General features: G+C 40.9%; 8 protein-coding genes. All 8 read left to right on the top strand.

What is annotated here, in order from left to right:
* Positions 1-231: 231 nt before the first annotated feature.
* The 8 genes from R7D93_RS19880 (at position 232) to R7D93_RS19845 (ending at position 14,418) form a co-directional block, all read left to right on the top strand.
* Complete coding sequence (locus tag R7D93_RS19880) at positions 232-1,671, top strand: hypothetical protein (protein ID WP_225477992.1); 1,440 nt, start codon at positions 232-234, stop codon at positions 1,669-1,671.
* Positions 1,672-2,682: 1,011 nt separating this feature from the next.
* Positions 2,683-4,362 carry a hypothetical protein gene (locus R7D93_RS19875; protein ID WP_225477993.1) on the top strand — a complete coding sequence of 560 codons (1,680 nt, stop codon included), beginning with the start codon at positions 2,683-2,685 and terminating at the stop codon, positions 4,360-4,362.
* Positions 4,363-4,860: 498 nt separating this feature from the next.
* Positions 4,861-5,382 (top strand): FlhC family transcriptional regulator, encoded by a 522-nt coding sequence (locus tag R7D93_RS19870; protein ID WP_225477995.1) that lies wholly within the window; start codon positions 4,861-4,863, stop codon positions 5,380-5,382.
* Between the two features lie 39 nt (positions 5,383-5,421).
* Positions 5,422-5,697, top strand: coding sequence for a conjugal transfer protein TraF (gene traF / locus R7D93_RS19865; protein WP_053410900.1), 276 nt, complete (start codon positions 5,422-5,424; stop codon positions 5,695-5,697).
* 123 nt (positions 5,698-5,820) lie between these two features.
* On the top strand, positions 5,821-6,861 hold the full coding sequence (gene traF / locus R7D93_RS19860; protein WP_225477996.1) for a conjugal transfer protein TraF: 1,041 nt from the start codon (positions 5,821-5,823) through the stop codon (positions 6,859-6,861).
* The gene (locus R7D93_RS19855; RefSeq protein ID WP_225478017.1) at positions 6,861-8,285 is read left to right on the top strand and encodes a conjugal transfer protein TraH; all 1,425 of its coding nucleotides are present in this window, start codon (positions 6,861-6,863) and stop codon (positions 8,283-8,285) included. The genes traF (R7D93_RS19860) and R7D93_RS19855 overlap by 1 nt, the downstream gene beginning before the upstream one ends.
* 2 nt (positions 8,286-8,287) lie before the next feature.
* A complete protein-coding gene (locus tag R7D93_RS19850) occupies positions 8,288-12,988 on the top strand; it encodes a conjugal transfer protein TraG N-terminal domain-containing protein (RefSeq protein ID WP_225477997.1) in 4,701 nt (1,566 codons plus the stop codon).
* Between the two features lie 119 nt (positions 12,989-13,107).
* Positions 13,108-14,418, top strand: coding sequence for a hypothetical protein (locus tag R7D93_RS19845; RefSeq protein ID WP_225477998.1), 1,311 nt, complete (start codon positions 13,108-13,110; stop codon positions 14,416-14,418).
* Positions 14,419-14,427 lie beyond the last annotated feature (9 nt).

The following is a 14,427-nucleotide window of genomic DNA, read 5'->3' as shown; positions in this document are numbered from 1 at the left end:
GGAGACATTTCACTCTGAAACGAGTGTGGCAGTACTGCTCAGAGTTAATTTTTTAAAAATTAAAATAGCACCTAACCAATTGAAAGATATAGATAAATAGGTCGTTTTACCAAAGTCTCCCACGTGGGAGACATTTAGGGTAATCCTAACGTCAAATAACGATTTCGGTGTACTGTGGTTATCAAAGACCTGTATAGCCACCTATACAACAAAGCAATAGAGAGCTATCAAATGGCAACAAATAAAACAGACGCATTGGACCTTATACATCTTCATGAAGAAGAAGGTTTAAGCGCTCCACTAGTGAAATTTGAAGATGCTGAGCTCCAGCTAAAAGTAAACCGCTTCCTACCCTCGGTAGGTGTAGCTCCTAAAAAAAGAGAAATGGTCAATGCCATTTTCGATATTTGCGAGCGCTCAAAAGAATCAATAACATCTCTTAGTAAAGTTTCAGACTCATTTGGTTTATCAGTCAATACTATAAGAAGCTATCTAAAGGAATTAGAAAAGTTAGGAGTAGTTGAAACTGTCACCTGTACAACTGATCCAATAAATAGACGTAGAGGTATGCTTTACGTATTTAAGCAACCGAACTTATCAGCTGTATTCGAGAAATTGGTAGAAGAAGACAGTAAACAGAATGACACGCGTCCAATAGTACAAATTGAAGATGTAGATTTAATAAACCAACATGAGCTGACAGATATAGCATTTTGCGACCTAATAACAACTGTACTATTTGGTGCTTTACGTTTTAACCGCAAGGGAAATGCAACCAAGATTGAATCACATGTTTTGTGGGGACCAGAGCGAGTTGCTGTAGAAACACGTTCCGGTAAGGGTGAAAGAATAGCTTTACTATTCGATTTAAAATACTACATAGGAACAATAACTGTCCTTGAAAACATAATTAAAGAAAGAATCAAAAATGATGAGTTAGTTACAGAAACCTATAATATACCTCTAAATGCAATTTTGAACTCATTGAGGCTACCCAAAACCGGAGGCCATAAAAACTCAGCACTAACAGCAATAAGGAGGTTGTCTGGTACAACATTCCATATTCGACAGCTACCAAAATGGTTTCTTCATAGATATGGGATGACAAGCAACTCTGCTTTGCACCTAAACATGCTGACATTAAGAGTCGAAGGAGAGTCCAGTGAAGCACCAGGATCAATTGTGCTGCAATTGCAATTCCCACCAGAAACTATTGCTCAAATAAAAAGACAAATAGACGGAAACACTGAGGCAATACATGAATTGACCCGAGTGTATTCAAATGCACTAACCACATCGAATAGTCTGGTGTTTGGATTTAATTTATGGACATCAAACTATTTCAGTGAAAAAGGCATGGCAATAATAGATTGGCTGGAACTTAAAGACCGAACAGCACCACAATTATCAATCACGGAATTTAAGAAAAGCTTTAGCGAGATACTAAAAAATCATGCGATTAAAGCGTCAGTAAAAGAGTATGACCAGAGTCTTGATAGAGAAGTTGAAGTTATCGATGTAGAGTACGAATCCATCTATAACAATCAGGGTATAGCATTGAAAGAGACATCTTGCATAAGTGGAATAAGGGTGTCACTTGAAGATGGCCAGTTCGTGTTACTGCCAGAAATAGATACTTCATCATTAATACTGAAAAATCTGTACCTTTAAACGATTCATAATAATAGATAAACGAGGTTGGCCTTAATGCCAACCTTTTTTATGGAAACAATAAAATTACTAATTATTAGAGCGAAGAAACGGTAGTGTTTTGTAATAAAAATAAAATGTTACGTCGTCACTTACCAGCGGAACTTTTAGAGAGCATCAACGGTACAAAAAGTATTATCAAGTACTGTTTCTAGAGATAAAAACTCTAAACCATAACAATAATAGGATAGGGGAGGGGAATCTGATAATTAATGTATATAAATCAACAGATTTCAGAATGAGATCTAAATCACTACAATATCAGCCCAATACGATTCCATACTTTTAAAAATTTTACGGATTCACTACGCATTTAAAGGCCAATAAAGTGAATTAAAATAAATAAATTGAACCTAAATCGGGAAAGATGATTTCAACAAATATCCTTTAGAAAAACATTTTTCTTTTTAATCAACAACTTATTAAAACATTAAAAAATCAAGCACCCTTTTATGGCTAAAAATTACGTGCATTCATGAAAAAAGAGTAAACGTGAAAACTTGAAAATAACAAAAAAACGATCGAAAAACGGTATTGAAAGTTCAAAACGGTACTGAAAGTTCGGATCGGTATTGAAAGTTTGATAATTGATCAAGGAAATATGGGGAGATCTAGCCGTTTTCATTAAATCTATCGCATAAACAATAGGTTACAGCACGATCTATTATGATCAGTAGATCGTTGATCTATTGACAAGATCAACTTAAAATCTAATAAGTTCGTAGATTCAAAAACATAACTGCAATTATGTGTTTCTACAACTAAAACCATAACGATGGTAAAAAAAAAGCTGAAAGCCCTGCAAGGCTAACAGCTTCATTACAACATTAAATATTGTGATGGATAAAGACTGCAATCTCTATCCTTCAAGCATCCAATTAAGTTTGGAGGACGCCCTTCACCCCTAATTATACTAGCTATCATAATTAGGTCAATGTCCCCAACTATGGATGCTCTCAAAAAGAGTGTCTTATGGCAGGGACTAAACACGCCTTTTTAAAGGCTATAGAGAAAACATACCCATTAACATTTGTTGATGACGAACGCGATCTACATACAGAAGAGTTGGCATTAACCAAAGCTCAACTTGTGGAGATCTTAACCCATCACCAAAAAGCTACAGATAAATCTGTTCCAGCATACATTCCAGGAACGTTTAACTCTCCAAAAACTAAAGCGATAGAAGAAGTGAGACAACTTTCACTTCTCGTTTATGATGTTGATTGTAAAACAACCACTTACACTTTAAGCCAACTCGAAAGTAAGCTTGAAGGATATGCTCATATAATCCATTCAACATACAGTGCTACCTATGAAGCACCAAGATGGAGAGTAATCCTATTTCCATCAAATCCAATACAACCAGAAGATTTTCATAAGGTATACGTTGGAACTGCTAAACGCTTTAACATTGAAATTGATCAAACTTGTACTAATGCTAATAGGCTTTTCTACCTACCATCAGTAAATGTACTAAATGACTTTGTATTCTCTACATTCAATGACGGTAAAGAGATAACAATCAAAGAACCTAAAATAAAAACTAAAAAGAAAGTGAACAGAGGATACGTTTCCTTAAGTTCAGTAAGTGAAGGTTCGAAAGATAGATTACCTTGCCAGTTCGGAAAAGCCTCTAGTAATGGCTCTGCTAATGGTTTTGTAGTACCACCAGCTCTTAAGGCGCCATTTACTAAGGAGCAGTTCGATGAATTACTCTCGCATCCGGGAACATGGCTTCGCGCAGCAGAGTATATGGGTCTTCCGGTAGAGGGTATTGGTTCCAAATCAAACTATTCCAAATCATTTTCGTCTGTAATTCCGGGTGTAGAAGATAGAAAACCAAGTTGCAGCCTTGGCCTTCTTTCAGATACAACAAGGCTTGTATATTTTGCTTTCAATGAAGTTCATGAGACTACTTTAAGCTCAGGCCCTGTTAAGTTCGATTTGGCGCATATATTTGCAATGATGAAGTGTGGTCGTCGGATACCTCAGACAGAGTTTAAATCTGGTATGCACAAAGCTTGGTTAACTCGTTTATTGATAGATTCAGGGCTGATTATCCCTCAACCAGTTACAGATTTACCTGAGTTGCCAACTGATGCTAAGTCAGCTGAAAGATTGTATGTTGGTTTTAAAGAGCTATTACAATGTAAACGAGCTTTCATCGATCAGATTGATGACCCAACTGCATTCAGCTTAACCTTTGCGTGCTATTGGTGTGGTATAGGCAACCGAAATACAGCTAAAAAGTATACTCAAATGCTATTAGAACACGGTGTATTACGATTTGTAGACAAAATCACATTGCCTCGTGGTGGTTCAATACCAGTATTGTTACCAGCAGGGAAAACTACCAATGTATATCAAATGCGTAAGAGAAATTCTCATAAGAAGTCGGTCGAAGCTGAGGTCGCTAAGCGTGTACCTACTGCGAACACTGTTCGTTCTACAAATACGGAGAGATTGCCATCTGAGCAAAATTCTTGTGAGGTTGTTACCTATGCAAATCGCCGGGAAATAGGGAATTATGCAAGGATCGATAAGCTTCATGACGATTATATTTTCGCAGATCAATCAGATGTTAATTGGATAGAAACAGATCCTGCGCTTAATAAAATTCACGAAACACCACGTAATTTAGGATACGGCTAACCCTTTCAATACTCATTGTATATAACCAACAGGGAAAATTGTTGAACGAACGAGCAAACAGACATATCATACTACTACATGTTTAATGATTTGCGTTTTAAAGGCTACCGTTCAATGGAAATTGGAATACTAGACAATAACAGTTATCGCTCGATTCAGGATTCGCAGACCGCATATATCATGTCAATGCGAGATTTAGCGCGTGTTGACCCTATCAGTGTGGCAGCATTGTTTAAGATTTCCACGGCAGAAGCACGTAGATTAGCAGAAACGTCAACATATGATCTGCAGGTCGCTTTACATTCTTGCCCTCCAATCTTGACGATTAAAGGCCAGGATACTTTACGCGGCGCAAGTCCAATGACAGCTCTTCTTGACTCGTTAGAATCTAATACTGACGAGTTTCACAACACGGCTGCACACATCAACGCTTATAGTGGACCCGTTAATACTTCTGGTTTAACTACCACCCCATTAAAAAAGGCGAGAGGGTAGTTTGTGAGTAGTGCTGCATCGAAGCGTAGAACCCAAAGTTGGGAACCAGATATTTATTACGAAAAACAGCAACTCTCTTACCAAATGGCAAGACTCGGTGCTAATACTCGTGTACTGAAAAAATTCTTTGTTGTTGATAAACGACTAGAGAAATCGATAAACAAAGAGCTAGGGAAATTTCGTAAGGGTTCTGGATGGATGACTACTCATGTTGTTCACCGAGTTCATGCAAACATTGTTTATCGTAATTACTGCAATGCAGTACCTGATAATTCAGACTTTCATCGTCCACCTACGCCAACTGAATTGCTGTCTTTAGCGCGTACATATTTGGTTGTGTATAACAATCAGTATATGGATATTAATAGAATCTATCATATTTTCGAGTACTTGAAGGATGGTACTTTCACAAGAAAAGTCTGCAACAAATGTGGGATAGATTATATCTTTCACTCAGAAAGAAACTACAATCAATGCCCGTTCTGTGAAAAGGACTCTACCTTGTATAACAAAGGTAAGCGTTAGTCATCTGTAATTCTTTTTAAATAATCCCATTAGGCAAATATGATTAACAAATTTACAACTCCAATCCTGTTGGCAATTGCACTATGTTCATGTTCTACAATTGAAACTGAACAACAGATAACGGTTGATTCTCCAAGCGATCTAGAACTGCCATCCGTTTTTACAGAAGCTTGGTTTAAAGATAACCTACCAATCCTTCGTGAAAGAGCTATAGATGATCCAACGGAAGCAAACGTTAGAAAATATTTTATCGCTCAAAAAGCTATGCTTGATATGGCTGAAAAGAAAGCTAACTCTACGACTTACCCTCAGTAATATACCTATTCCCACCCAGCGCTTTTAGCGCTACCACGCTATCAAAATCATATCGATTAAGTGTGCCTACTAAGACCCACTTAATCGACACGCAATCTATTCCAATCCTGCAATATTCATTGCATGAAAAAACATATCTTATCTTTGGCTGTGGCTGTCTGCCTGACGACGGCTTATACGTCGAATGCATTTGCTAATAGCGATACATCTGACTCCTTCTATAACCGTAAAAGTGAAGGTTGGTTTTGGTATGAGCCTGAACCGGAACCTGAGCAAGAAATAAAGGTAGAACCTAAGAAAGAACCAGTACAAGCACCGGAAACAAAACAAGAAGCTAAGCCAAAGAAAGAAGCAACTGAAAACAACGAAGTAGTTGTCAATGTTGCATGGCTTAGAGAGAACTTACCTAAATTACGCGATTCAGCGATCGATAATCCAACCTATGAAAACGTTAGGCGGTATTTCTATGCCCAGCGAATCATGATGGATAAAAGTTCGAAATTTGCCTCCGTCGCACAACAAGTATCAAAGTTTGAAGTGCCTTTGGATGAAACTTTGCGTCGACCAGAAAACCAAGTTGCACTAGTTGACCAAAAAATTGCGGCTAAACAAAATCGAAGTGATTTGATCAAACAGTTAGCAGATAAGGTCGGGTTCTTCTTTTTCTTCTCTTCTACATGTACTTACTGCATGAAAGAAGCACCCATGCTCAAACGTCTGCAGATGGAAACAGGTATAGACATACTTGCGATCTCACTTGACGGCCGACCGCTGCCTAATAACGAATTTCCAGATTATGTAACTGACCCAGGCACATTAAAACAGAAACTCCAGGTCATGGTTACACCCACAATTTACCTCGTTACGAAAGATGGCAGTGAATTCCATAACTTGGCCGTTGGACTTACCGCGCCAGATGAATTGATGCGTCGAACCATCATGTTAGCAAGCAAAGAAGGGTGGATTACCGGCGAACAATATGATGCGACACAAGACGTTCGTGAAATCCTCTTGGATGACGCAACTAAGAGTCAGTTAACAGTCGACCCAGACAAAGTGTTCAGTGACCCAGATTACCTAGCGAACAAGCTACGCGCCAAATTCCAAAAGCAATATGACCAAACGAAGGACATCCAGAATATTAATCAGGACGTGACACCGTGATGAATAGTAAGAAAAGACTGTTATTAGCATCGACAGCATTAAGCTTTTCTATGCTAATGCCTAGCCAAACCTTGGCTGGTGACCCCTTAAAAGAAATATTCGGGATGATGACCACTGCAACCGGTTCTCAAGTGTATGAATCACAGAAACGCAACGGTGTAGCCTTCGGTACGTTTAGTGCTAGGTTCTCTATGTATCAGCCAAAAGTTATTAATTTTCAAGCACCTAGCATGAATGCCGGGTGTGGTGGAATTGATTTTTTTGCGGGTTCAATATCGCTGATCAAGAAGGAGGAACTTGTTCAAATGGGCCGCTCGATAGCTGCTGGTGCGGCTGTCTATGCATTTAACTTGGCAGTTGAGTCCATATGTCCATCATGTGCTCAGGGTATGGCTTGGATTCAGGACAAGCTTGATGACTTCAATGACTTAGTAAGTATGAGTTGTCAGGATACTGTGGATGCATTGAGTGAAGCGAAAGTTGGCCAAGGTTTGGCAAAGTCTCTGACTGATACTGTAAACAAAGATGGTTGGCAAGAACGATTAGGTTCATATGCTGAAACAAAAGTTGACGCCATGAGTAGTTGGGGTGACTTTTTCTCTGAACGTTCAGAAGATGGAGACGCTAAATCTGTCAAAGTACCAGGCCTTAAAGGGAATATCGTTTGGGATGCATTGGGTGCTGCAAAAGTTGATCAATGGAGTTTTGCTACAGGCTGGGAAAAAGACGATATTCAAGAACTGATTATGTCGTTAATTGGTACAAAGGTCATTACCGTTGGTGATGGTGATGAACTTGAAACCACACCATACGCAAAAACAGTTTCTGCAGAGGACCTTCTTTATAACAAAGAAGGTGAAAAGATTGAATTACTTAGATGTGATACTAGTGAAACTAAAATCGATAACCGTCTCCCTTGTACGAAAATTAAATCAGGTTCAGCAGCAAAAGTAGAGTGGGAAGGGATTTATCCAAGAGCTCTTAAACTGTTAAACGGTGACGGTTCAGAAGTAGGCATCCGTAAACGCATTCTAACCAAACAAAACCTGACAAGTGAGCAGCAGAAATTTGTAGAAAATGCTGATGTTCCGATGATGACATGGCTATTTATGACGGGTAAAGATGATGGTGCTCAAGAAGCGATAGCCAATCTAGTAGCTTATCGTGTAGCGGAAAAGTCGTTACAAGATTTGATGTACCAATTACAAGAAATCCTCAAAAAAGCGGAATTGAGTGCTACCTCTGACGCTAAGGCAACCCAGAACTTAATAGATTTCTTGAAAGGCAGGATGATCGAATTCCAATCTCAGATTGATGACATCCAGACGAAGAAACGCGATGAAATAAAATCAGCTAATGATCTAATGAATACTTATGAAACTTTAGCTGAGGCAGTTAAAGCAATGGCAGCGAGTGGGGTGTAGGGATGTCAGGTTTTGTAATTTATTCTATGGGTGACCCTAGCTTCATGCGACTTGCGCTTCTGGGGTTATCTCATGCTTTCGAGCAAGGCGCTATTTCGATTGCAAAAATTGGTTTGATGCTCGGTTTACTTTCTGTCTTTTGGAACGGTATTTGGAACCCTGGAAAAATCGAATTCAAGCAGTTTTTTATCGGTTTCTTCCTAGTTCTGATCCTTTTCGGTAAATCCGTACCTGTCACACTCATTCATGCCGATGGTGGTGCTGATGCAATGCCTGATATTCCAGTTGGTATTGCACTAGGTGGAACACTTGCAACTACGTTTGGATATACGATGGCCAATAGTTTGCGAGAGTTCTACCACACAACTTATGTACCCGGTAGTGCGGCAACCGGTAGTTATCGCGCAATGATAGGGGTTGATGGTGACGACCCAAGTTCAGTTCCAGTTGCTGGTAATGGTTTAGAGCCATTGCGTGAATTGATGAAAATGCGATTCACAGGTGACGTTGATGAATTTAAGGCAGGCCAAACATATGCTGCAACAGCTGCCATTGCATCTGGTGCATCTGCTACTGATTTATCTTCATCGGTAGAGAGCTACATTAAAAATTGCGTACTAAAAGATTTATATCTAAAGAATGGCGCGCAAGAAATAAATGAGAATGCAATGTCAACACTTCCATACTCTTGGGATGCGATGAAGGTTACCTATAACGGTTGGACTACCGAGGTAAATGTAGACGCGGGTCAGGGCTGGAAAGTCATGGGTTGTGGTGATGCATATACCAAAATTGGTAATGCTATTGGTACTGAATGGAAGTATGTTGCTGAGCATGGTGCATCAATAGGTGGTAATGCTGACGAGATTCAGTTGAAAGAAGGTCAGAGCATGTTGACCCAAACAAGCTATGACGCATGGAAAATCAAAGTTAACCAAATTCTACAATACCATTGGAAAAAGGCTAAAGCGGGTAGCCCTTGGGCAAGTGAAGCTGAACTAATGGCAAGCCAGGCTGAATTCCAAGCAATTGACCAACGAAGGGTATCTACTGCCGTTCAGTATTCCTTGTGGTCAGAAATGGCTATCCCACTTATCACATACATCGAAGCATTTGTATTTCTGATTGGTCCAATCATGCCTTTTGTAGTTGCCTTTGGCGAGAAAGGTATGGGAATGGTGATCAAGTACTTCTTTCTGTTGATTTGGGTAAATACTTGGCCAATTCTGCAAGTCGGAGTGAATATGTACCTGCAGAATGCGATGAATAACGCGTCATTCAACTCGACTAGTTACGATGCCTTCTCATGGGCTGGATACAACACAAGCTTTACCGAATTAGAGTCATTTATAGCAATGGGTGCCACATTACAAACTATGGTGCCAGCTTTGAGTTTAATGCTTCTATATGGGTCTGTTCATACAGCTATCAACTTATCGAATAGTGCATCTAAAGGTGGTGGTAGTGAAGGCTCCGTTGCAACACCAAAAGCAACTGGCTCGGCTGATGGCGGTAAGCTGTCTGTTGGACAAAACACCAAAGCGTATGATGCGAGTGCTGGTGGAGCAGTAGATTCGTATAATGGTTCAAACGCCGCCCCAATTGGTATGGCACAAAACAATACTAAGACTGACCTTAACAACACTACCTCTACTGCATTATCCAATGCGACAGAAACGGCCAAGCAACAAGGAACGAAACTGAATAATGCTCAACAGGAAATGTATAACAACATGACTGTTAGTGGTGAAAATGCAACGGCAGCTCAAACAGAAGCGGCTACCAAAAATGAAGGTATTGCTCGAGCGAATTCTTACGCAAATACCTTGATGAAAACTGGGCAGTTTAGCGCTCAGGATGCTAAAACTCTTGGTTTAGCATTGTCAGGTGGTATGGGTGTTAAAGCACAAGCAGAGGCTGCAGCAGCACTTGGGTTTGGCAAAAAGGATGGTGTGGCAAGTGCCAAATTTGGTGCAGCAGTTAAAGGTGAAATTGGTGTAGATGCTAAATCGAAGCTCGACGCAGCTATTAGTAATGTTGCATCAAAAACAACTCAATCGGGCGATAACTGGAACTTTGCCAATACAGAAAGTGGTAGTGCCATGTTGTCTAAAGCCGAAACCTTATCGACTTCTCGTTCAACTGGGCAAAATGCAGGTTTTGGTGAGTCTGGTTCAAGAGCTGTTGAAGCAAGCACCGCATGGACTCAAGCCCAAAAACAAGTGGAACAGGAAAGTCGTGCTCAAGCAGCTATTGCAGGTATGTCATCTGGGATTAGCTACAACTTGGCAGGTGTAACATCTACTGGTGCAAACAATAAGAACGATGAAAAATTCGCAGATGGTTCTTTACTAGCAGGTGTTGCTCAGAAGACAGCATTAGGTTCAATGGATGCGGAACAGCGTCAGAAATTCGATGACTTTAAAAAGCAAGGTGGTTACGAACCGGGTCTTAATGGTGATATGAAAGCCCTTAAAGATTTCTCTGGTACTAAAGATGGTGAATCACTGAAAGGTATGTCAAGTCAGTTTAAAACGACTGACCAATACGCTGCAGAGTATGATCAAGCTATCAAGCAAGACGTAGGTAATGATAAGTCACTACAAGCTCGCATGGCAGCAACGGGTCGTTATGCCGACAACGCCTTTAAAGATATTATGAAAAATAGCGGAAGCCAAAGGTTTCAAGCAGGTGCAAACTATCTTGATACTTTAAATGAGAACATGGGTGGAGGAATGAAACAGTGGGCAGCAGCAGCTAACGATATAAGAAATATTGGTGCAGCAGCAGAAGCGCCTCTTAAAAACGGCCCACCTCCAACAGCAGCACAGGACGGCGGTCCAACTCAACAATCTGTCGTGGCCGCTAATCAACAAGGACGTGCTGGTGCGGTCGCTGCAGTTGCAAGTCAGCAGGCAGTAATTGCAACAACAAACCCATCTCAGACCCATGAAGAAAATAAGAATGCGGTTAAGGAAAAGGTTGTAGCTGATCCAACTAAGCAAGGCGAGGCAGACCAAGTTCTTAAGAAGGCTGATGACAGAACAGGAGCCGCCCAAAACGAGGTCCCTGCGATTGTTAAACCACTAACCGATGGAATAGTACCAACAGCTAAAGCACTTGAACCTTTAGCTCAAAGTGCAGCAGATACTGGTAAGTGGTTAAACAATACAATCAATGGAACCAAACAAGAACAAGCTACAGAAAGGTTGGCAGCTAGTGAAGGTGTGAGTAAAGATATTGCAGCAAAAATTACTGGCCAGGATTCTAAAACTCAACATTCTGATTTGGTTGAGAGCGTGTCTAATGGATTGCGATCTGATGCTACCGACCAAGAAAGGAAAGAAGCATTAGGGACATTAGCTGCGGCTAAAGGCGCAGAAACTGAAATTGCTCGACTACGTGCAACCGGTGACAAAGAAGATGCTGCTCTTGCTGACACAATGCAACGTAATGTCAACTCCGTGAACACAGCTATGGAACGCGTATCTGGCATTGATAAAGATGTCTTATCGGGACTAGCTAACAAAGTTAATAGCGGTGAGCTGTCATTGTCTCAGGCAAACGCCGGCCTTCAAATGGCTACGAATGATAAGTATGACCCGATAAAGGCTGCGGAGGGTAGCTTCAATGTTAATACTGGTGGAATGCAGGGTGCTAACCAGTATGGCCACAAGGTACAGGAAGCAGCATTCGACCGGTTGGAAAACGATATTGCTGGTGGTCGAGCAATCATGAGCGAGATGGAGAATAAAGGGCAGACCGCTACAATTGACTATCAACTTTTGAGTTCTCGAGTTGAACAGGCTGAACAGTTCATGGAGTCGAAAAAGGACGAACATACTGCATCTGTTGCAACCAGTGCTTACCGTGATGGTATTAATGGCCGCGACAACTATAACGAGTTAAGCAAAGTCGGTAATCAAGTTATTTCTGACGCCATTAGTGGCAAAGATGTTTCTGCATTGAACAAGGCTAACATCGATACTGCAATGTCCGGTTCGGAACAGAAAAACGGTTTCATGGGCTTTGGCACTGGTGAGACAACAAGCGTTGAGCAGATGAAGCAGTATGAGCAAATGCGAGGCGGTTTAGTTAATGCTGCAGAGGCGCTTAAGGCGACTCCAGGTATGGAAGATGCAGGCGCACGTCTTGAGAGTGCAATTCAAAAGCTAGATACTCAAACTGGGTTTGATGCACGTAACTCTGCGCAAGGACAAGGTACAGATACCAAGCCGAATTCGAATGGTGATAACGCACCTGTCGGTAACGGTGACCAAGGCACGACAGCACCTGCTAATGCTGGTAATGCCGCTCAAGGCCAAGGCGCAGATACTAAACCGAGCTCGAATGGTGATAACGCACCTGCTGGTAACGGTGACCAAGGCACGACAACACCTGCTAATGCTGGTAATGCCGCGCAAGGTCAGGGTGGTGATTCATCCGTGTCGATAGATTCTAAAACAGTGGCTGGTACTAATGGTGCTCCAGATCGTATCGATGTTACCGCTGATGGTTTCAAGGATATGATGCAAGCCGAAAACGGTAGTAAGTTGGAAATTGGTGGTGAAGAATTTACCAAGGTAGCCAGTGGTACTAACTTCGGCATGGAATCCGTGAAGTTAGAGAACACGCAAACCGGTGAGAACCATTATTTATATAACAGTGAATCAAAGGGTAGTAATCTTTCCATTGAAAAATAGGGTTGAATAAAACCATTAAGCCAGGGCAATTGCTCTGGCTTTTTTCATTTTTGCTATTGCGGAAGGATTGATGTGTGTTTTCATATTGTTAATTAGATAAAGGAATGTGATTTAAGTTTATGAAGAAAGTTGTCCTAATTTCAGTGCTTTCGCTTTGTTCATCAGGGCTATTTGCTCAAGAAATCCCATTTACGGGGACTGGTGTTTATCAACTTGGTGAATTCGATAGCATAAACTCAGCAAAGTCTATAGCAGAACAAAAAGCCTTTGAAAGTATCAGTGAGCAGGTTACCGATAGAGTGTTATCAATAAAGAGCATGGATAGCAATGGGTATCTAAGCCGGGCGAGCTGGTTGTTAAATGGCGCGACAATTAGCTCAAGACGAACAGATGAATCCATCGGCGCCTGTGTCAGTGAAGATGGTACTTGTGCAACCGTATCTGTTAAGGCTGTCATCGATACCGAACTGGCAGACAAGGTATTGAAACAAATGTACCTTGATAAAAAGGTTCAGCAGGTTCTAGAAAAATTGATTGTTGAAGATGAACGTTTTGAATCTTATGTACTCAATGGCGATAGCATTGATGTGGCGAAATTAAAAGAGCGTCAGAGTAAGAGGAACGAAATTGTTGAACTGATTAGTCGCCTGCCAGAAAGCAAAACGGCGAGAAGTGTGGACACTGAATTTCTAGAAGATTTGCTAACAGAAAAGGGTAAGTATGACCTAAAGCAAATTGGTAAAGAAAACAAGAAAACTACATACAAAGCTTTACTTGGTAAGTTGAAAGAGAATGTGTCATATGAAATTGTTCAGCAAGTTCCCGTTGTTAATAGTGATGGCACAAGTGGGGTTCGCTTAAAGCTGAAAGTCAGTACGGATGGCGCAGAAGATCTTGTAGAGTGGGTGACAAAGGAGCTTGGAGTCTCGGAAGGAGACTGGAGTGACTATCCAGATACGCGTGTCTCTACAAATAATAAGGTTTTCACTTACCATCCAGGAACAGCGGTGGCCGGCTTGCAAGATGCAATAACAGTGACCCAATTGGATGATAACGCAAGAGAGCCCGGTAGGTATCTAGTTGGTTATGGTGTTGATAATGTCACGTATGATAAAGCAAGTAACAAGATTGATGGACGACTTGATCCCGATAAGATAGCAGTTCTCAAGGCCTTGTCTAAATACCGCGTCTGCTCAGAAATCTCTTTGTTGGGATATGAGATTGGAAAACAATGCATCGCTGGTGGTGCAGGTAACAGCCAAAATGAATACGTCTCTCCTGTGTGGGATAAGGCTACACCGTATGTTTGGTTTACTAAGGATAATTCTGAGTTTAACGTCTATGTCCCATTATCATCAGAACGGTTGCGCGATACCGAGAAAATGAGAAAGTTAAGTCTCAGCTATACAAGTTATGTAACTACGGATTAAGGTGTCGGT

The organism is Vibrio sp. YT-15 (assembly GCF_033337445.1).
GTDB classification, from domain to species: Bacteria; Pseudomonadota; Gammaproteobacteria; order Enterobacterales; family Vibrionaceae; genus Vibrio; species Vibrio alginolyticus.
Note: the sequence above shows the minus strand (reverse complement) of the source record. Positions and strands in the feature narration are given on the sequence as shown.

Excerpts from the sequence above, each read along its gene's own strand:
- R7D93_RS19880 (WP_225477992.1), top strand. The coding sequence starts at position 232 with ATGGCAACAAATAAAACAGACGCATTGGACCTTATACATCTTCATGAA.
- R7D93_RS19875 (WP_225477993.1), top strand. The coding sequence starts at position 2,683 with ATGGCAGGGACTAAACACGCCTTTTTAAAGGCTATAGAGAAAACATAC.
- traF (WP_053410900.1), top strand. The coding sequence starts at position 5,422 with ATGATTAACAAATTTACAACTCCAATCCTGTTGGCAATTGCACTATGT.
- traF (WP_225477996.1), top strand. The coding sequence starts at position 5,821 with ATGAAAAAACATATCTTATCTTTGGCTGTGGCTGTCTGCCTGACGACG.
- R7D93_RS19855 (WP_225478017.1), top strand. The coding sequence starts at position 6,861 with ATGAATAGTAAGAAAAGACTGTTATTAGCATCGACAGCATTAAGCTTT.
- R7D93_RS19850 (WP_225477997.1), top strand. The coding sequence starts at position 8,288 with ATGTCAGGTTTTGTAATTTATTCTATGGGTGACCCTAGCTTCATGCGA.
- R7D93_RS19845 (WP_225477998.1), top strand. The coding sequence starts at position 13,108 with ATGAAGAAAGTTGTCCTAATTTCAGTGCTTTCGCTTTGTTCATCAGGG.